We start from the raw sequence: 17819 nt of genomic DNA on the forward strand, positions 1-17819 counted from the left end.
CGCACCGGCTCATGGCCGCCTGCGCGTGAACCACTGCTGCCACCAGGGAAGTTGGCCGACCACCCCGGTGCGGTGCTCGACGTCGCGAGTCCAGAATTGCCCACCGGCTCCGGCGAACCACATCGGAAACCGCTATTCGCACGCAAGCGTGAGGACAGGTCGATAAACCCCTATGCGTCACTTCAGCCCCAGATGGGAGCCGAAGCAGACGTTCGAGCCCGGGTGCCGCAAGGGGTGAAGCGTTCCCGCACTTCTCCCGGCCGGGACCCGGCCCTCGGCGCGTCACGCCCGCCCCCTCTTTCCTTTTTCGAACGTACGTACGAAACTAGGGGCATGGCCACCACCGACCGGCAGGCCACGACGCTGGCCCTCGCACACGCCCTGTCAGCCGCCGAGCGCGGACTGGCCGTCCTCCCCCTGTCCCGCACCAAGCTCCCCGCGCTGCGTTCCCCCCACCGTGCCGACCCCGCCCCGAACCCCTGCCACGGCGAGTGCGGCCGCCTCGGGCACGGGGTGTACGACGCCTCCAGCGACCCCGCCCGGATCCGCGAGCTGTTCGCCGCGGCGCCCCGGGCGACCGGCTACGGCATCGCCTGCGGGCTGCCCCCGCACCACCTGATCGGCATCGACCTGGACGTGAAGACCGGCACGGACTCCTCGGCCGCACTGCGGGAGCTGGCCTTACGGCACCTGTTCACGATCCCCCCGACGGTGGTCGTCGTGACCCCCTCCGGCGGGCGGCACCTCTGGCTGAGCGGCCCGCCCGAGGTGGTCGTCCCCAACTCGGCGGGCAGGCTCGCCCCCGGCATCGACATCCGGGGCGCGGGCGGCTACCTCGTCGGCCCGGGCTCCCGCACGGGCCGGGGTGTCTACGCCGCCGCCCCGGGCACCGCGCACCTGCCGCCCGCCCCCTGCCCGCGCTCCCTCCTGCGACTGCTGCTGCCGCCGCCCCGGACCCACCACCCGGCACCCTCCCCGGGCGGCGGACATGCGGCGCACGCGCAGGGCCTGGTCCAGTTCGTGCTCGCCGCGCACGAGGGCCAGCGCAACACCCGGCTGTTCTGGGCGGCCTGCAGGGCCTACGAGGACGGCATCGGCCCCACGCTCGTGGCACCCCTGGTCGAGGCGGCCCTCGCCACCGGCCTGTCCGAGCGTGAGGCCCGGGCGACGATCGCGTCGGCGGCACGGATGACGGGGCACCGGCCGTGAGCCGGGCCCCGTCCATGAGCACCGAAAGACCTCCATGCACCAGCACGTCAAAACGCCGGCCCTGGCGCTCGCCCGCCTCGTCCTGGCATCCGGCCGCCCGGTGGACCTCGCCGAGCTGCGGTTCACGTCGACGTACGGCGACCTGCTGGAGGGCTACCCATGCGCGCCGGTGAACGACCTGCGGATCCGAGGCCTGCTGCGCACCGCCGAGCGGGCCCGGCCCGGCACGCCGGTCCACCTGGTCCCGCCCCGGCGCGAGTACCCCGACCAGTACGCGGGTGGCCTCGGCCCGGTCGAGGTACTGCCGGCCGTGGCCTGCCTCGGCACGTTCCACTCCGCGGCCCTCGACCCGGCCCACGACCCGGTCGCCTACCGCTCCCGGCTCACCGTGCTCTGGTTCCAGGCCACGCCCCGCCCGCCGTCGGGCTGTGACGCGGAGCAGGGGCTGCGCGGAACCTCGACTGGGCGGGACTGGCGCGGGACGCCCGGGTGCTTGCGTAGGGTCGCCCGATGAACGCTTCCCGTACGGAACTGCTGCGGTGGCAGTTCGAGTTGACCTGGTCCCTGTTCGAGTACCACCTGGAGCGGCTGGAGCCCGGCGACTTCCTCTGGGAGCCGTCACCCCGCTGCTGGACGATGCACCGGTCCGCCGACGACACCTGGAAACCGGACTGGGCGGAGACGGAGCCCGACCCCGTCCCCGTCCCCACCATCGCGTGGGTGAGCTGGCACATCGGCTGGTGGTGGAGCGTCGCCCTCGACCACGCCCGGGGCCGCCCGCCCCGCGACCGCACGGACATCGCCTGGCCAGGTGAGGGCGCCCCGACGATCGAGTGGCTGCGCGACCTGCGCACCCAGTGGCTGACGCACCTGGACACCCTCACCGACCGGGACCTGGACACCACGGCCCCGTTCCCCTGGCCGGACGACCCTCAGTACACCGTCGCGCACATGGCGGCCTGGCTGAACACGGAACTGACGAAGAACGCGAGCGAGATCGGGCAGCTGCGGCTGCTGCGGGCGGCGTCCGCCTGACCCGGCGCGGTGCGTGACCATCGTGGATGCACGCGCGTCGGCGTCCGGCCGGCCACAACCTCGGCCCCGGTCCCGGTCCCGGCCGGGGTCATCTCCGCGGCCTGACACGCCTCGGCCCGCAGTGCAAAAAGGCCCGACCGCTGGCGACGGGGGATGCACCAGCGGTCGAGCTATGGCCAAGGGTAACAAGCGCTTGCCCACGCGGTGCCGACTCCCCGTCAGGAACACCCGGTTGTGACTCGTATCACTCACGTGTCGTGAGTACCCCGCCTCGGGGGCGGACGGCCGCCTCAGCCGTCGCACGGTGGATCGTACGAGAGCCGCGGCAGGTACTCCCGCCAGGTGTCGGGCGTCAGCACGTCCCGGGTCATCGAACAGACGCGGCGGGTCGCCTCGTCGACATCGAGGTCCCAGAGCCGGATGGTGTCGGCACCGCTCGAAACCCCGAGCATGTGGCTGCTCGGGCTGAACGCCAGGAAGTTGCCGGTCTTGGCATGAGGGCTCATCGACTGGCCGATCGCGGTGGCCCCCTCCGGGCCGGAGACGTTCCACAGGCGGACGGTGTTGTCGTTGCCGCCGCTCGCCAGGGTCCGGCCGTCCCGGTTGAACGTCAGGGACCCGACCGCCTCCGTGTGCCCCCTGAGGCGGGTGCGCTCCGAGGCCTCCGCGGGGTCGGTGACGTCCCAGAGACGGACCGAGGTGTCGTCACCGGCACTGGCGAGCGTCCGGCCGTCGCGGCTGTAGGCGAGGGCGTTGACCGCTCCGAGGTGGCCCTTGAGCGGAGCACGGATCAGGGACACCCGGCCGGGGTCCCCCGCGTTCCACAGCCGGATGGTGCCGTCCGCGCTGCCGCTCGCGAGCGTCCGGCCGTCCGGGCTGAAGACGAGGGAGTTGACGTAGCCCTTGTGACCGGTCAGCGGTGCGCCGAGCGGGCGCGGACGGGACGGGTCGCCGATGTCCCACAGCCGGATGGTCCGGTCGTCGTAGGCGGTGGCCAGGATCCGCCCGTCCGGGCTGAAGGCCAGCGGGTCGGCGTACCGGATGCGCAGGGTGACCGGGGGTCCGTGGGGGACGGGGCGGGCCGGATCGCTCAGGTCCCACAGCCGCACGGCCCGGTCGCCCGTCACCACCGCGAGGGTGCGGCCGTCGGGGGAGAACTCCAGGGAGCGGACGCCGCCGCCCTGCCCGGGCCGGAAGGGTTCGCCGGCGAGCACGGGCCGGCCGGGCGCCCGCACGTCCCACAGCCGGACACGTCCGTCGCGGGCCGCCGTCGCGAGTATCCGCCCGTCCGGCCGGAACGCCCCGGCCCGGCCGATCATGTCCGACGTCGGCAGCGCCCACAGGCGGACCTTGTTGTCCCCCGCCCCGGTGGCGAGGGTGCGCCCGTCGGGGCTGAACCCGAGCGCGAACATCTCACCGCCGCTGCCCGCCAGGGGACCGCCGACCTGCGAGGGGTGCGCCGGGTCCCGGACCTTCCACAGGCTCGCGGTGCTGTCGGCGCTGGCGGCGGCGAGCATGTCCCCGTCGGGGCTGAAGGCCACGGACCAGACCGGCCCGGTGTGGCCGGTGAGCGGTGTCCCGATCGCCGTCGGGTGGTGCGGATCGGCCATGTTCCACAGGCGTACGGTGCCGTCCTCGCCGCCGCTGGCGAGCGTCCGGCCGTCCGGGCCGAAGGCCACGGAGTGCACGATGGCGGCGTGCCCGGCCACCGGCCTGCCTACCGGCTCCGGACGCCGGGGATCGGCCACGTCCCAGAGCCGGAACGTGCCGTCGTCGGCCCCGGCCGCCAGCGTCCGGCCGTCCGGGCCGAACGCCACCGAGCGCACGGCGGACTTGTGCCCGGTCAGCGGCTCGCCCAGCGCCCGCGGCCGGCGCGGATCGGCCACGTCCCACAGCCGCGCGGTGTGATCGTCCCCTGCGGAGGCCAGCGTGCGTCCGTCCGGGCTGAAGGCGATCAGGTAGATCGTGCCGCCGTGGCCGGTCAGGGGCTCGCCGAGCCGCTTCGGCCGGCCGGGGTCGGTCACGTCCCACAGCCGGATCGTGCCGTCGTCGGAAGCGCTGGCCAGCGTCCGGCCGTCCGGGCTGAAGACCGCGCTGCTCACCCAGCTCGTGTGGCCGGTGAGGGGCTTGCCCAGGGGCTTGGGGCGCTTGGGGTCGGCCACGTCCCACAACCGTACGGTCCGGTCGTAGCTGGCCGTGGCCAGGAACCGTCCGTCCGGGCTGAAGGTCGTGAGGTAGACGGCGCCGGTGTGGCCGGACAGCGGCGTGGCCAGCGGGGCGTTCACGATGGAGATCAGGCGGCTGTTCGCGCCCTCGTCGTCCGGCCGCAGCCGGTGGGCCACCAGATCGAGCTGCGCGGACAGCGACGGGTCGGTGTCCTGGACGCGGTCGGCCTGCGCGAGCACCTGCTCGAACACGGCCTCGTCCCGCTGCTTCCAGGCGACGACGGCCGCCCCGACGGCCAGCACGGCCAGCACGACCAGGGTCGCCACCGCGCCCCGGCTGATCCAGAGGATCCGCCGGCGCAGCCGAACCGAGGCGGCCAGGAACTCCACCGCGCTGCGGGTCAGGAAGGTGCCCCCCGCGGACTTCGCCCAGTCGTGCGCCTGCTCCAGCCGCGAGCCCCGGTAGAGCAGGGACGTGTCGCGGTCGGACTCCTCCCAGGCCCGGCCGTCCTCCTCCAGGCGCTGGCGCAGCAGATTGCCCTGCCGGTCCTCGTCGATCCAGTCGCGCAGCCGCGGCCAGGCGTGCAGCAGCGCCTCATGGGTGATCTCGACGGTCTCGGCGTCGAGCGTCACCAGCCGGGCGCGGACCAGCGCCTCGAGGGACTCCTCGGTCTTGCCGGGGTCGGTCGACTCCTCCGCCAGCTGACGCCGGGTTCCGCGCCGGCGCGTGGCCTGGGTGTCCTCGCCCAGCCGGACCAGCCGGAGCAGGAGCAGCCGGGCCGCCGTGCGCGCCGCCGGGTCGAGCCGCGACCAGGCCTGCTCCGCGGTGGCCGCGACCGCGCCCTGGATGCCGCCGGCCGCGCGGTAGCCGGCCAAGGTGAGCCGGCCTCCCTTCCTGCGCTGCCAGGTGGCGAGCAGGGCGTGCGACAGCAGCGGCAGCACGCCGGCGTCGTGCGCCCCCCGGGGGCCATCGGCGCTGACCTCCCGGACGATCAGTTCGGCCAGGCCCGGTTCCAGCTCCAGTCCGACGGCCTTGGCCGGGCCGGTCACCGCCTCGCGCAGCTCCGCGGTGGTCAGCGGCCCGAGCACCATGTGCCGGTGCTGGAGGGCGTCGGCGAGTTCGGGATACCGCAGGCAGTATTCGTAGAAGTCGGCTCGTATGCCCAGGACCACGACCGCCGGGGCCGGTTCGCCGGGGCCGGCGGTCGAGCACGCGGCGTGCAGGACCTCGATGAAGCGCTGCCGGTCCGTCTCGTCGGGGCAGAGGGTGAACGTCTCCTCGAACTGGTCGACGATGAGGACCGGGCGCGTCCCGGAGGGCGCCTCCCGCCGCGACCATCCGGTGACGGCGGCACGGACGGCGTGCGCGAAGGGTTCCGGTGGAGCGGTGGGCTCGGGTGGAGCGGTGGGTTCCGGTGGAGCGGTGGGTTCCGGTGGAGCGGTGGGCTCCGGTGGAGCGGTGGGCTCCGGTTCACTCGCGGGGGAGCCGTCGGCCGTGGTGGAGGGGCCGGGCCCGGTCTCCAGGACGGGCCCCAGCTCGGGGACGCACCGGGTCAGTTCGGCCAGGGGGTCACCGCCCGGCACGAGCTGCACCACGTGCCCCGCTCCGCCGTTCTCCTCGCCGCCCAGCGCGCCGTCCCGCAGGGAGGGCACCAGACCGGCGTTCAGCAGCGAGGACTTCCCCGCCCCCGACGCGCCCACGAGCATCACCAGGCCGCCCGTCCCCGCCACGGCCCGGAGCTGCGCGACCAGCGCGTCCGTGCTGCGCTCCCGGCCGAAGAACCACCGGGCGTCCTCCCGGCGGTAGGAGGCCAGCCCACGGTACGGGCACACCCCGCCGGGCGCGGCCGGGGACTCGGCCGGAGCCTGCTCCCCGGCCGGGGAGGCGGCCGGACGCTCGCCGGCCGGGCCGGCCACCGCGCTCTCCCACAGCCGCTGCCACTGGCCGAGGTCGTACAGGCCCGGAGACACCGGCGTGGGCCGCGCGCGCCGCGCGTCGGGGATCAGCACCTGCAGCACCGCCGCGAGGGCGGCGAACTGTGCGGGTACGTTCCGGGCCCGCCGCCAGTCGCTGATGCGCTGGGCGGACACCCGCACGGGCCGCCCGCGCTCGTCGACCCGCTGCAGTCGCACGACCGCTTCGGACACGCGCTTGAGCGGAGGGTTACCGGCTTCCTTGTACAGCAGAGCGAGGCGTTCCGCGAAGGCGGTGCGCGCCCCCGAGTCGGAACTCATGGGTCTCCACTCCCCACTTCCCACGCCTGGACGTCCGGACCGGAAAACTCACTCTATACATCTGACCTGCGGCAACGCGGTCCGCTGGACCCCGGAACCTCCTCCTCCACGGCCGGAAATGGCAGGATCCGGACGCAGCAGCGCACCCATATCCGGTCAACTTCTATCCGAGCCAGACGACGGCGGCCCCACCGTTCGGCACCGGTCCCCACGAGGGGAGGGACCGGTGCCGGACGACGTGGTGATCCTCCCCCGCGGCCCGCGCCCGCCACCCCTGGATAACTGACGACACGTCAGCTATGGTCGCCTGGCCGTACCGCTTCCGCAGCGTTGGACAAGCGATGTACAAGCGACGTACAGGGGTGAGCGCAGTGGAGTCACGTCCCGAGAGCCCACGACCGCAGGGGGCTCCGCGCTGGGTGGCGATGTTCTACCGGCCGGCCGGGGGCTGCTGGCGGACAGCCGCGGAGTCGCCCCACCGTTCGCCCGTACTGTACGCGCTCGGCGAGATGACCCAGACCATGCGGGCACGCGGCGACGAGGTGACCGTCGCTCTCTGGGGACCGCGGGACGGCGGCTGGCACCTCTTCGACGCGCCGCTGAAGCAGGCGGCCGCACCCCGGCCCGTCCCGGCGGCCGCCCCCGGCGCACCGACCGGCCTTGCGGAACGGATGACCGGCCGCCGCCACCAGGTCCTCCTGGCGGGCCTGGGCAAGGCGGGCCTGAACGACCTCTCCCCCGAGGACGACACGACCGTCCAGGCCTTGGCCGAACGGCTCGACGAGGCCGCCGTACGCCGCGTCGCCCACTGGCTCGCGGCCGCCGGCGGCGCGCGCTGACGAGGCCGGTACAGCCGGTGGCGCGCGTCGACGGGACCGGTACTGCCGACGACGAGCACTGACGCGGGCGGGTCAGCCAACGACGAGCGCCGACGGGGCCGATACAACCGACGGCGCGCACTGGCACGGCCGAGTCAGTCAACGGCGCGCACTGACACGGCCGGTTCAGCCGACGGCGCGCACTGACACGGCCGGTTCAGCCGACGGCGCGCACTGACACGGCCGGTTCAGCCGACGGCGCGCTGGGCAGTCAACTCCATGCGACGGCGGGGCTTCCGCTGCCGCGACGAGGGGGTTGAAGAGGCATGAAGGTCTCCGTGGACCGCGAAGTCTGCTACGGCTCCGCCGAGTGCGCCCACCGGGTCCCGGCGGTCTTCGAGTTCGTCGACGGATTCGGCGTGGTCCGCCCGGGCCGCGAACGGACGGGCGAGGACCCGGAGGTCCTGGAAGCGGCGGAGAAGTGCCCGAGCCAGGCGATCCGGATCGCCTCGCCGCCGGACGGCCCCGGCGAGAGGTGATGCCGGCACGCGCATCCGCCACGACCCGGTCCCGGCCGCTCCGGCGCAGACGGAGCTGCTGCCATAGAGCCGCGGACGGGCCGCGGACAGGCGGTTCCACCAGACCGAGTCACTGCCACGACCGCCGCCGACAGACTCCCGTGGACCGCGCCGCTGCCATGACGCCGCCGACACGCCCCACGAGACCGAGTCACTTGTCAGGAAGCCGCCGACACGCTCCACCGCAGGCGGGACAACGCCTTGGCCCGGGCCTCCACGACGGCCATCCTCGCCTCCCGTTCGACCCGGTCCACATGCGCCGCCTGCCCGGTCACCTGCCCCTCCCACTTCCGGTAGAGCAGCCCCACCTCGGCCGAGAACCACCCCCGGCTGACGGCGTTCAGCGCGAGCAGCAGGCCGGTGTCCTCCGAGGCGGGCAGCGCCATCCAGCCGCCGAGCGCGAGCAGCAGCTCCCGCCGCACGAACAGCGAGGCCGGATGGACCTGCGCGAGGAACCCGTTCGCCTTCCAGTACGCGAGCACGGCCCCGCGCTCGATCGGTCCCTCACCGGGATCGCCGGGAAACCCGACGGTCGACCCGTCGGGCAGAAGGTCCAGCACCCGCGACGTCGTCCACCCGAGATCCGGGTCCCCTTCCAGCACGGCCAGGTCCCGGGCGAGCGCCCCCGGCGCCAGCTGGTCGTCGGCGTCCAGGACCTTCACATACGCGCCCTCGACATGGGCCAGCGCGATGGTCCGGGCCACCCCGGGCCCCCCGGCCCGGCCCTGCCGGAACGTCACCCGCGCGTCGCGGGGCACATACGGCCGCACCTCCGCGCTCTCCCCGTCCTCCTGGACCACCCAGTGCCAGTCCCAGCCCTCGGGAAGCCGCTGCGCTGACAACGAGGCGTAGGCCTCCGGCAGAAAGCGGGCATGCGGTCCGTGCACAGCGGTGACGACGACAACGCGCTTCTCCACGGCGTCCCTCACCTGCCCGGCCCGGCGCTCAGCTCCAGGGCCAGGTGCGTGATCAGCCCGCTCGTGCGCGCCTCGGTGTTCGTCATGCCACTCCTGGACCGGCCAAGAGGACGACCCGCGACCGGGACCCGGTCAGGGGCCGTGCTCAAACTGTTCATCGCGCGGAGAGGGCGGGACAACCCCCGCCTGCCCTTTGGGATTTGGTGAAGAAGGGCCGTTCGGTGGGGATGCTCGTCATCCTCGCCACCCAGAAGTCCACCGGCGATGCTTTCCCAACCTTCATCCGTGATGTGTGCCCCGTGGGCTTGAGCTTCGCCCAGAAGACCGCTGTCGCCGCTCTGGGCGAGGAGCGGGAGTGGCCCGATGACAACCCGATCAACCTCCAGGACCCAATGTTCGGCCAGGTGCCAGCAGTTCTTCCGCTCGGCACCCGATAGCAGCCCGAGCGCTACTAGACGCCGGTCCGTCCGTCGACGAGTTCACGCACGACATCGAGGTGACCGTTGTGGCGGGAAATCTCTTCGATGAGGTGAAGGATCACCCAGCGCAGGTCGACGTGGCGGCCGTCGCCGATAGGACGCTTGGCCGTCGAGTTCAGGTCGCGGTCGGCCACCAAGCGGCGATAGCGGGCACTCTGTTCCTCGTATTCGGCGAGAAGCTGGGGCAACGGGATGTCGACCGCCGTCCGCATCTCGGGGTCGGGATCGTCGTCGGTCGCCGCCGTGAGCGGCCCCTCGGGTTCCTCACCGAGGAACATCACCTGGACCCAGTGATGCTCGACCCATCGCAGGTGGCTGATCAGCCCGCACATCGTCATCAACGGTGAATTCGGGAGCGGCGCCTTGCGAGCATCTTCCTCGGACACGCCCTCGCACTTGGCTCGCGCCGTGTCCCGGGTGTAATCCAGAAAGGTGGCCAGCTGCGTGCGCTCGTCCCACGCGGGGGGTGTATCGGTTCGTTGTGTCATCGCGGGTGAGGTTCCCACAACTCGGCGACGGTGTCGCGTGGTTTGGAAGCCGCGGGATCTGCCGGACACCCCCCTGGACCGAGCGGCACTCCAACCACAGGCGCCATCCTCACCCCTACCCGGGAGAGGGTGTCGCCTTCTCGCTGTCCTGAGTATGGTCCACGCTTCGGGCCCGCACTGGTCTCTCTGACCAGCGGGTTCCAGGTCCCGGTGCTCCGGTTCTTGGTCCACGCCTGGTCCACACGCAGTGATCCACAACGCGACAGAGCCGGATCAAGGTGAGACAGGCCCCATGCAGAAGGGGCGCCCTCGACGAGGGACACCCCTTCTGACCTGCGACATCTATGACCTGCGCGGAGGCGGTGGGATTTGAACCCACGGTGACATCGCTGCCACGACGGTTTTCAAGATCTTCCTGCCTCACGGCCAGCATGCTAGTCGGCCGCAGGTCAGACGGGTACGGGCACCCCGGCTGAGCCGTCGTCATCGTCGTGCCCGCTACGTGCCCCAGAGGCACCATCATGCCCGACGAGCCTCACGCTGTACCCGACGTATCTCTCTCACAGTGAGTGCTCCGGCAGCGGCCGTCCCCATGGCAGGGAGAACCGGAAGCAGCACCCAGATTCCCCACGCGACGAGACCCCTTTCCACGGGTTCGTAACTGCCCCACGGTTTACGCACCACTCGAACGATCTCTCCCGGGTGGCCTTCGTACTGGACCTTCACCGTATGCGTCCCATTGCCCACCTGCGGGCCACTGCATACGGAGCGGCTTCCCGCGCGCCCTGCGCTCTCGCTGTGGCACTCTGCGAGTCGCACGTGAACGGCGTCTCCCCACAGCTCCAGCCGCGCGAGGCCGGTGATCACAGTCCAGGCCAACGCTGCGGTACCCAGCAGGGTAAGCAGGCTGTAGCCGGTGATCGCACGCCCTCGCCCCTTTGTCATAAGGCACAGCATGCCGTCCGGCCATCACAGCAGGCAGCTCACCTCCCCCGGAACGCCGAAGCAGCGCCCCCAACCGATCTTTCTGATGGACGCTGCCTCAGAGAACGGGAGACACCGCGTGCCCGGAGCCCCGGCCGGTCACCGGTCACGGGTGGGTAGGAGCCTCAGGGGAGCCGTGGTCATCGTCGCCGTGGCCGCTGAGCCAGTAGTCCGCAGCTTCGGCCACCTGGTCGGAAAAGCCGCAGGTCACGGGCGAAACGTCCCCGCCTCTCTCCTAAAGCGGTGCTCGCTGTCTCACGGGCCGGCCGGGGCCTTCTCCTCAGGGAGCAGGCACCAGAACATGTGCTCAACCAGAAAGCTATCCAGCTGTTGGGCGTCCGCGGACTCGGACGGCAGGTCGTCTGGGCGAGGTCGGTAGAGAGCGTTCAGTTCGTCCCGCAGCTGTGGGTCCAGCACGGGAGCCTGATACTCGTCGATGGTGCCTCGCAGAAGCAGCCAGTCGAACAGTCGAACCGCTGGGCTGCGCCCCGACTGGGGGCGCTCGGGCAGGTGCGTCTCCTGCCAGGAGCCGACGTAAAAGTAAGCCGCACCGGCCAGCGCTTCGGTGATCGCGCGGCCAGTACCCTGAGGTGGACCGCGCCCTGCACGGCCTCGGCGTGATCGCCCCGCGCCCGGACGAACCCGAGCGCGATTTCCCACCCTGCGCCACCCGGCTCTTGGCCACCCCTCCGTCGCCGTCGACGACGCTTCTCGGTTCCTGTGCGGCGTGCGATACGGCATGCCGTCTACGCCGCTTCGATCACCCCTGGCGGTGATGCGACCGACTCTCCGGCAACGCAAACGCGCCACATTCGAGCGCATGCCCACGTCAGTCATGTCCATGCCTTCCGCGTCGAGGGGTACTCCCTTAGGCTCCTCCGCCGGACCGCAGGCGTTACCGACGGTAGGGGAGACCGGTCATGGGGCGAACGGGCAGCACGCGACGCACCTTTGTCGTGGGGGCCGCGGCCGCAGGCGGGGCGGTGGCGCTGGGCACCGGCACGGCGGCTTCAGCGGCACCGGCGCAGGGACGGCAGCAGGCCGTCGCCGTGCTCGGCGGTGGCGTCGCCGGGCTGACCGCGGCGCATGAACTCGCCGAGCGGGGCTTCGCGGTGACCGTCTACGAGCGCCGGGCGCTCGGCGGCAAGGCCCGCTCCATGGACGTACCGGACAGCGCGAAGGGAAGCCGCAAGCCACTGCCCGCGGAGCACGGGTTCCGCTTCATCCCGGGGATCTACCACAACCTCCCCGACACGATGCGGCGCATCCCCTTTCCCGGGAACGCAGGCGGCGTCTGGGACAACCTGATCGCACCCAAGGAGATGATGTTCGCGCGGAACAACGGCCGTGAGGATCTGCGGATACCCATCCCCGGGGAGAAGGAGCCCGCCGAGCTCACCCTCGACGACATCAGACGCGCCCTCACCGGTCTCCTGGAGACGGGATTCAATCTTCCTCTCCATGAGATCGCGTACTTCGTGAACCGCGCCGTCGTCTTCCTGACCAGTTGCGACGCGCGCCGCAACTCCACCTGGGAAGCCACCCCTTGGTGGACCTTCGTACGCGCCGGGCAGATGTCGAAGGAGTACCAGCGCATCCTCGCGGTCGGCGTCACCCGCAACATCGTCGCCACCAAGGCTGAGGAGGCCAGCACCCGCACGGTCGGCACCCTCGGCGAGGCCTTCGTTTTCAACGCGCTCGGCCGGGGTGCGGACGGCCCACCCGACCGGATCCTCAACGCACCCACCAATGAGGCCTGGATCGACCCCTGGGTGGCTCATCTCACTTCCCTGGGCGTGCAGTTCCGTATCGGCTGGACCGTCCACGAGGTGAGGCTGGGCGGAGACGGGCGGGTCTCCGAGGCCGTCATCGAGGATGCGGACGGCGTCCGTCGCTCCATTACCGCCGATCACTATGTCTCCGCCATGCCGGTGGAGCACGCGCGGCGCACCTGGAGTGCCGGATTACGCGCTGCCGACCCACAGTTGGCGCGCTGCGACAAGCTGCAGACGGACTGGATGACGGGCCTTCAGTTCTATCTGACCGAGACGCCGCCCGTGGTACAGGGCCACTTCAACTGCATCGACTCGCCATGGTCGCTGACCGCGATCGCCCAGGCCCGGCACTGGCCAGGACGTGACTTCGCCGCCGGCTACGGCGACGGCGTGGCCAAGGAGTGTCTGTCGGTGGATATCTCCGAGTGGGACAAGCCTGGCGTCCTGTACGGCAAAACGGCCAAACAGTGCACCCGCGAGGAGGTCGCACGCGAGGTGTGGGCTCAGCTCAAGGACGCACTCAACGACACCGGCAAGACAGTGCTGCGCGACGGCACACTGCACTCGTGGTTCCTGGACCCCGGAGTGGACGGGATCGGCACCCCGCACCCGACCAACCAGGACGAGCTGCTGATCCACCCCGTGGGCACGCTGCACAACCGCCCTTCGGCCAGGACCACGGTCCCGAACTTCTTCCTGTCCGGGGATTACGTCGCCGTGGACATCGACCTCGCCACCATGGAGGGCGCGAACGCCTCGGCCCGTCAGGCGGTCAATGCCCTTCTGGATCGAGCAGGTTCGAGTGCGCCGCGCTGCACGGTCACCCCGCTGTTCCGGCCGCCGGAGCTCGAGAGCCTCAAGCGCCACGACCACTTCCGCTTCAAGGCGGGCCTGCCGAACGCGTTCGACCTGGGGTGATCCAGTCGGGAGCGGTCGCTCGACCGGATCAGCCATGGCGCCGGCGAGGGCACCCTTCTCGTCGCCCTCCCAGCTGTCAGCCGGGGAGCACTCACTCTGGAAAGCGGGGGCCCTGATCACCTGCGGACAGCGGCCTGCTCGCCCAGCAGCCCCAGGTGCGCGTCGGCACAGCGGAACGCGCGCGCCGGGCGGCCGCACCACAAGCACACCAGATCAGGCGGGGAACAGCGGGGAATCACGGTGAAAGCGGTCCAGCCTGAGGAGACGGCAACCAGGGCGTCGCCCTCGCCTGTGCCTGGTCGTCCCGGCCCACCTTCGCGCCACGGCGGCGTAGCTCCACGACGGCCCCGGCGAGAATCGTGCTCGCCGACGATGTGGCGTAGCCCTTGCCGTTCACTTGGCCCCGGTCCAGCAGCCACACGACGAACGCCACGAAGGCGCCGCGCGTGGCCTCCAGTTCGGAGAACCCCTGCGTCGCGCAGAACCGCGTCCAGACCTTCGCGTACGTGTCCGTCGTGTTGGCCGGCCGCAGTCGCCGCCGCACCTCGGCCGCGAAGTCCTCCGCGTTCGCGAGGCGTTGGGCAACCTCCACGCCGTGGCGTTCCGCCCACTGAACGACGAGGGGGACCGCTCTGCCGGAACCGGGCCGCGCCGGGCCCTTCTGCCGGGGGTCCGGTGGCGGTGGCCAACGGGCGCTCCTCCGATTGCTTCTGGCGTCGGATAAGGAGAGGCAGGCGACCTCATACTCTCCATGAAGAACCCGGATAACCGGGTAAGAATCTGACGGAAGGCCGTATGAAGATCACGATCGAGGGCGCAGACAAGGATCTCGCCGAGAAGCTCGTCGCGCTCGCCGCAGCGCATCACGCGGAGCTGACTGTCGCGGCCGTCGACACCAACTGGACCGTCGAGCGCGCCACGCGCTACCTGCGCTCGCTGCCCGCCGGCGCCCGCAGGTTCGCCGAGATGGTCATCGTCGACGGCGACGGCTATGTCGACGCGGACCGACTGCGCGCCGCCGTCGGGAAACTCAACGGCCCGACCGTCGCCCTGTCCCGCGCCATCCCGCGCGGCGTGCGCGAGGGCTGGTGGCCCGAGGGCATCAGCGCGCCCATCACTCCGGTGTACGACCCGGACAACCCGAGCTGGCACAAGAACATCGCCTACGAGATGACCAGGGAGAACGTGCCCGTCTTCCGTTCCGCCATCGCCGCCCTGGCCACCGATCGAAGGGTCCCCGCGTCACCGGAGCCGCCCATCCCTTGGAGCGGAGGGGCGCCGTCCGCCTTCGCCGTGCCGTCGGGCTGGGACTCCGCCGACGACGTCTCGAGGGTGGTGTTCGAGAACGACATCGAGGCGGGCCACGACACAAACAGTGGTCAGGGGCAGGGTGGTTGAGGCAGGTGAAAGGGGGTTGCGCGGCTAACCCCCCGCTCCCTGAGAGTCGGCGCGGCCCGTCACCCCGGCGGACCATGAACGCCGCCTCCCAGGAGTGATGTCGCCATGCCCGTCCTCGTCTCTCTCGCCCTCGACAAGGGTCTGGACCTTCTCGGCACGTCCCTGGGCCAGTTGCTGCTCGTCGTGCTTCTCGCCGCTGCCGCCGCCGGTTCCTGGCTGTACCGACGGAGCCGAGCCGCTCCCCCCGAGCCGCCCCGCGTCCGTCGTTTCACCCTCCTGCGAACCGAGAACGCCGACGGCACGGCTGTGCGGTACGAGACCACGCGGCCCACCGGGACCAAGATCACTCCTTGGATTGACGGCCGCCAGCGCCTCTACGAACTGACTGACGTACATCTGGAGGACGGGACATACGCAGCCGAGCCCCTCGACTTCTGACCAGCGAGTGCGGTCGATACAGCTCCCGTGGCGACGTGTCCGTGCTGACGCTCTCGTCGTCACACAGACAGCACATGCTCATGCGACAAGTCGCACGGTCAACTTCGGCTGCAAGCGCTCGTGGCGACCCTGCCGACCAGAGGGGCCGTCTTCGAGGTCGGCAAAAGCCCTCCGGGACGTACGAGTTCGAGTTCGGCGTCCTGCGGTTCCAAGACGCCTCCGGAGGCTGTGCAGTGAGCGCCCACTGCACAGCCACTCCGACCGCATCCGGGTCAGGGCCAGGAACTCAGCGTGTGGACTGACAGGAAAACGCAGAGCGTCAGCTGCACCGCCCCGATGACTGGGTGACCGAACCGCAGCAGTACGCCGACGTCGGTGAAGAGGGGTTCAAAGTGGCGCCGGGCGAACTCGGCGAGAACATCACCACGCGTGGCATCGATCTGCTCGGTCTGCCGGTCGGCACACTGCTGCGCATCGGCGACTCCGCAGTCCTGGAAGTCACCGGCCTCCGCGACCCCTGCCTGCAGATCGACGCTCTTCATGTATGAGGTGGACCTGACGTAGGTTCGGCTGGGTGGGATCCTGCGCGACGCGCGAGCGATGCTTGACCGTCACACCGGCGTGCACATCCCCCTCCACACCGAGCCCGGCGAGCAATCTGATGCTGTCACGGTTCGGCTTGGTGAACGAGTACTCCCCGTTGCTGCTGACCGCCGTCACTGTGCCCGCTCATACCGCGGAACCCCCTCGTCGGTGATCGTGTCCAGGCATGAGCCTATCCCTGGCCCTTCAATGCACAGCAACGATCGATCGCGGGTGGGCCGCAGTGGCGTGGAGCAGGTCGAGGGGCACGGAAGGCTCCGGCGTTCGGCAGAGGCGCCCAGAAATCCGCAGGTCAGGGCGTTCTTCCCAGGTGGCTGGCCTAGGATTGGTCTCCTCGCGGCATACTCGACGCATGGCTGGCATCGAGATCGACGACACCACCGCGGACGCGCTGCGGGCCCTGGCCGACGCGGCGGGGCTACCGCTGGACGCCTAACTCGCCCAGGTCGCCGAGGAGAAGCGGCGCGAGCGCGCGCTGGCCGACGGCGCGGAGATCTTCCGGCAGGTCACCAGCGACCCGGAAACGGCCGCTGCGTTCGACGCTGAGTACGGTGGCCCTGCGCCGGCCCGGACCGCGCCGCGGGCGGCCTGACCTGTGCCTGCCGAGTACTACGTCGACTACCGGTGGTTCCTGGAACGCCAGGCTGAGCTGCTGGACGATCTCGCGGTCAACGACTACTCCGTCTTCGTCGCCCTGGCCGCCCGGCACAAGGTCGACCCGCCCCGTCAGACCAGCACCACCCGGACGCCTTCTGGCGTGCGGCCGTGATGCTGGAGGAGTGCGTCCTGCTCCGGCCGCTGCCCGCTCGCAACGAGTTGTACGGCTTCGGCGTGGCCGTGGCCTACCTCGGGATCCACGGGGAGCGGGTGAACACCAAGTTCGAGGCCTGGCGGGACCTGATCGCCGACATCACCGCCCTGCGTCTCGACTCGTTCGCCGTCGCCGAACGCCTGCGCTCACTGCGCCTGCCGACGGCCTGACCTCGCTGTCGCCCTCCCCCATATCCGGGGTTTCCGCGGGCGGTCAGGTCCAGAGGTCAGGGTAGAGGCGAGAGCCGGGGCCTGTTGCTGCCGCGAGCACGGACCATCCCCGCGGATGCGGGATGCAGGCGGTGACCAGGCCGCCAAGGTCGCCCTTGAAGGGACCATCCCCGCGAGTGCGGGGAGTAGACTCGATGGTTGAACCTGGCCAATACCGAGCTCTGTGCTACACCGAGCGTCTCGAACATGAGGCCGCCGTGGCCTCGGTCGGCTCCAAGGGCGACTCGTACGACAACGCCCTGGCCGAGGCGTTCAACAGCCTGTTCAAGGCCGAGCTGATCCGCCACAAGGGGCCGTGGACCGGCATCAACGACGTCGAGGTCGCGGTCGCCGAGTACATCGACTGGTTCAACCAGCGCCGCCTCCACGGCGAACTCGGCCACATCACCCCCGCCGAACACGAGGCCGCCCACTACCTCTCGGCCGAACCTCCTGCGTCACTCCAGAAAACCAGCTAACTCAGTCTCCACGAAACCCGGTGCTTGACAACCTCACCGCTGGCTGACGTGCCGTATTCCCTGCGCCACGCGGGTGTCTCACTCTGGCTTGAGTCCGGCGTCTCCCCGGCAGAGGTCGCACGCCGTGCGGGCCACAGCATCGCTGTCCTGTTCCGCTTCTATGCCTCAGCCATCCACCGCAACCAACAGCGCGCGAACCAACAGATCGAGCGGGCCTTGGAGGCAGCCGACACCGAGTAGGCGCAGGCGCTCCGGCCGATCAAAGGCGCCATCCCACCGA

15 protein-coding genes and 4 pseudogenes are annotated in these 17819 nt (G+C 71.0%); 14 read left to right on the plus strand and 5 right to left on the minus strand.

The window, feature by feature from the left end:
* Positions 1-333 precede the first annotated feature (333 nt).
* The 3 genes and pseudogenes from ACZ5TL_RS00825 to ACZ5TL_RS00835 all read left to right on the plus strand — a co-directional run bounded on the left by ACZ5TL_RS00825 (position 334) and on the right by ACZ5TL_RS00835 (position 2244).
* Positions 334-1209, plus strand: coding sequence for a bifunctional DNA primase/polymerase (locus tag ACZ5TL_RS00825; protein WP_468586272.1), 876 nt, complete (start codon positions 334-336; stop codon positions 1207-1209).
* Between the two features lie 34 nt (positions 1210-1243).
* Positions 1244-1710, plus strand: a pseudogene (locus tag ACZ5TL_RS00830) (hypothetical protein).
* A gap of 9 nt (positions 1711-1719) precedes the next feature.
* Complete coding sequence (locus ACZ5TL_RS00835; RefSeq protein ID WP_468586274.1) at positions 1720-2244, plus strand: DinB family protein; 525 nt, start codon at positions 1720-1722, stop codon at positions 2242-2244.
* Positions 2245-2534: 290 nt separating this feature from the next.
* Here ACZ5TL_RS00835 and ACZ5TL_RS00840 read toward each other — a convergent pair whose 3' ends face one another.
* The gene (locus ACZ5TL_RS00840; RefSeq protein ID WP_468586276.1) at positions 2535-6644 is read right to left on the minus strand and encodes an NACHT and WD repeat domain-containing protein; all 4110 of its coding nucleotides are present in this window, start codon (positions 6642-6644) and stop codon (positions 2535-2537) included.
* A 509-nt stretch (positions 6645-7153) separates the two neighbouring features.
* Here ACZ5TL_RS00840 and ACZ5TL_RS00845 point away from each other — a divergent pair.
* Positions 7154-7483, plus strand: coding sequence for a hypothetical protein (locus ACZ5TL_RS00845; protein WP_468586278.1), 330 nt, complete (start codon positions 7154-7156; stop codon positions 7481-7483).
* A 305-nt stretch (positions 7484-7788) separates the two neighbouring features.
* Positions 7789-8001 (plus strand): ferredoxin, encoded by a 213-nt coding sequence (locus ACZ5TL_RS00850; protein WP_468586280.1) that lies wholly within the window; start codon positions 7789-7791, stop codon positions 7999-8001.
* A gap of 197 nt (positions 8002-8198) precedes the next feature.
* On the opposite strand, the gene ACZ5TL_RS00855 is transcribed toward ACZ5TL_RS00850, so the two are convergent.
* Positions 8199-8957, minus strand: coding sequence for a glycosyltransferase family 2 protein (locus tag ACZ5TL_RS00855; RefSeq protein ID WP_468586282.1), 759 nt, complete (start codon positions 8955-8957; stop codon positions 8199-8201).
* Between the two features lie 200 nt (positions 8958-9157).
* On the opposite strand from ACZ5TL_RS00855, the gene ACZ5TL_RS00860 reads away from it, so the two are divergent.
* Positions 9158-9394: a hypothetical protein gene (locus ACZ5TL_RS00860; RefSeq protein WP_468586284.1), complete on the plus strand. Its 237-nt coding sequence runs from the start codon at positions 9158-9160 to the stop codon at positions 9392-9394.
* Between the two features lie 14 nt (positions 9395-9408).
* Here ACZ5TL_RS00860 and ACZ5TL_RS00865 read toward each other — a convergent pair whose 3' ends face one another.
* Complete coding sequence (locus tag ACZ5TL_RS00865) at positions 9409-9924, minus strand: DinB family protein (RefSeq protein WP_468586286.1); 516 nt, start codon at positions 9922-9924, stop codon at positions 9409-9411.
* A gap of 1904 nt (positions 9925-11828) precedes the next feature.
* Between ACZ5TL_RS00865 and ACZ5TL_RS00870 the strand changes: the two genes are divergently transcribed.
* Positions 11829-13601 (plus strand): hydroxysqualene dehydroxylase, encoded by a 1773-nt coding sequence (locus ACZ5TL_RS00870; RefSeq protein ID WP_468586288.1) that lies wholly within the window; start codon positions 11829-11831, stop codon positions 13599-13601.
* Between the two features lie 235 nt (positions 13602-13836).
* Here the strand turns inward: ACZ5TL_RS00870 and ACZ5TL_RS00875 are convergent, their stop codons facing one another.
* Entirely contained in the window at positions 13837-14193 is a 357-nt protein-coding gene (locus ACZ5TL_RS00875) for a hypothetical protein (protein WP_468586289.1), read from the minus strand.
* A gap of 203 nt (positions 14194-14396) precedes the next feature.
* On the opposite strand from ACZ5TL_RS00875, the gene ACZ5TL_RS00880 reads away from it, so the two are divergent.
* The 3 genes and pseudogenes from ACZ5TL_RS00880 to ACZ5TL_RS00890 all read left to right on the plus strand — a co-directional run.
* Positions 14397-14999: a hypothetical protein gene (locus ACZ5TL_RS00880; RefSeq protein ID WP_468586291.1), complete on the plus strand. Its 603-nt coding sequence runs from the start codon at positions 14397-14399 to the stop codon at positions 14997-14999.
* A 105-nt stretch (positions 15000-15104) separates the two neighbouring features.
* Positions 15105-15437: a hypothetical protein gene (locus tag ACZ5TL_RS00885; RefSeq protein ID WP_468586293.1), complete on the plus strand. Its 333-nt coding sequence runs from the start codon at positions 15105-15107 to the stop codon at positions 15435-15437.
* Between the two features lie 377 nt (positions 15438-15814).
* A pseudogene (locus tag ACZ5TL_RS00890) lies at positions 15815-15970 on the plus strand (MOSC domain-containing protein); the annotation flags it as partial.
* Position 15971: 1 nt separating this feature from the next.
* Here the strand turns inward: ACZ5TL_RS00890 and ACZ5TL_RS00895 are convergent.
* Positions 15972-16157, minus strand: a pseudogene (locus tag ACZ5TL_RS00895) (MOSC domain-containing protein); the annotation flags it as partial.
* A gap of 478 nt (positions 16158-16635) precedes the next feature.
* Here ACZ5TL_RS00895 and ACZ5TL_RS00900 point away from each other — a divergent pair.
* The 4 genes and pseudogenes from ACZ5TL_RS00900 to ACZ5TL_RS00915 all read left to right on the plus strand — a co-directional run.
* On the plus strand, positions 16636-16809 hold the full coding sequence (locus ACZ5TL_RS00900; protein ID WP_468586295.1) for a hypothetical protein: 174 nt from the start codon (positions 16636-16638) through the stop codon (positions 16807-16809).
* A complete protein-coding gene (locus ACZ5TL_RS00905; protein ID WP_468586297.1) occupies positions 16806-17021 on the plus strand; it encodes a hypothetical protein in 216 nt (71 codons plus the stop codon). The genes ACZ5TL_RS00900 and ACZ5TL_RS00905 overlap by 4 nt, the downstream gene beginning before the upstream one ends.
* A 194-nt stretch (positions 17022-17215) precedes the next feature.
* A complete protein-coding gene (locus tag ACZ5TL_RS00910; RefSeq protein WP_468586298.1) occupies positions 17216-17539 on the plus strand; it encodes an integrase core domain-containing protein in 324 nt (107 codons plus the stop codon).
* Positions 17540-17572: 33 nt separating this feature from the next.
* Positions 17573-17779, plus strand: a pseudogene (locus tag ACZ5TL_RS00915) (site-specific integrase); the annotation flags it as partial.
* Positions 17780-17819 lie beyond the last annotated feature (40 nt).

This window comes from Streptomyces sp. NPDC033136, assembly GCF_055578235.1.

Excerpts from the sequence above, each read along its gene's own strand:
- ACZ5TL_RS00880 (WP_468586291.1), top strand. The coding sequence starts at position 14,397 with ATGAAGATCACGATCGAGGGCGCAGACAAGGATCTCGCCGAGAAGCTC.
- ACZ5TL_RS00885 (WP_468586293.1), top strand. The coding sequence starts at position 15,105 with ATGCCCGTCCTCGTCTCTCTCGCCCTCGACAAGGGTCTGGACCTTCTC.
- ACZ5TL_RS00850 (WP_468586280.1), top strand. The coding sequence starts at position 7,789 with ATGAAGGTCTCCGTGGACCGCGAAGTCTGCTACGGCTCCGCCGAGTGC.
- ACZ5TL_RS00835 (WP_468586274.1), top strand. The coding sequence starts at position 1,720 with ATGAACGCTTCCCGTACGGAACTGCTGCGGTGGCAGTTCGAGTTGACC.
- ACZ5TL_RS00870 (WP_468586288.1), top strand. The coding sequence starts at position 11,829 with ATGGGGCGAACGGGCAGCACGCGACGCACCTTTGTCGTGGGGGCCGCG.
- ACZ5TL_RS00910 (WP_468586298.1), top strand. The coding sequence starts at position 17,216 with ATGGTTGAACCTGGCCAATACCGAGCTCTGTGCTACACCGAGCGTCTC.
- ACZ5TL_RS00840 (WP_468586276.1), bottom strand. The coding sequence starts at position 6,644 with ATGAGTTCCGACTCGGGGGCGCGCACCGCCTTCGCGGAACGCCTCGCT.
- ACZ5TL_RS00825 (WP_468586272.1), top strand. The coding sequence starts at position 334 with ATGGCCACCACCGACCGGCAGGCCACGACGCTGGCCCTCGCACACGCC.
- ACZ5TL_RS00865 (WP_468586286.1), bottom strand. The coding sequence starts at position 9,924 with ATGACACAACGAACCGATACACCCCCCGCGTGGGACGAGCGCACGCAG.
- ACZ5TL_RS00845 (WP_468586278.1), top strand. The coding sequence starts at position 7,154 with ATGACCCAGACCATGCGGGCACGCGGCGACGAGGTGACCGTCGCTCTC.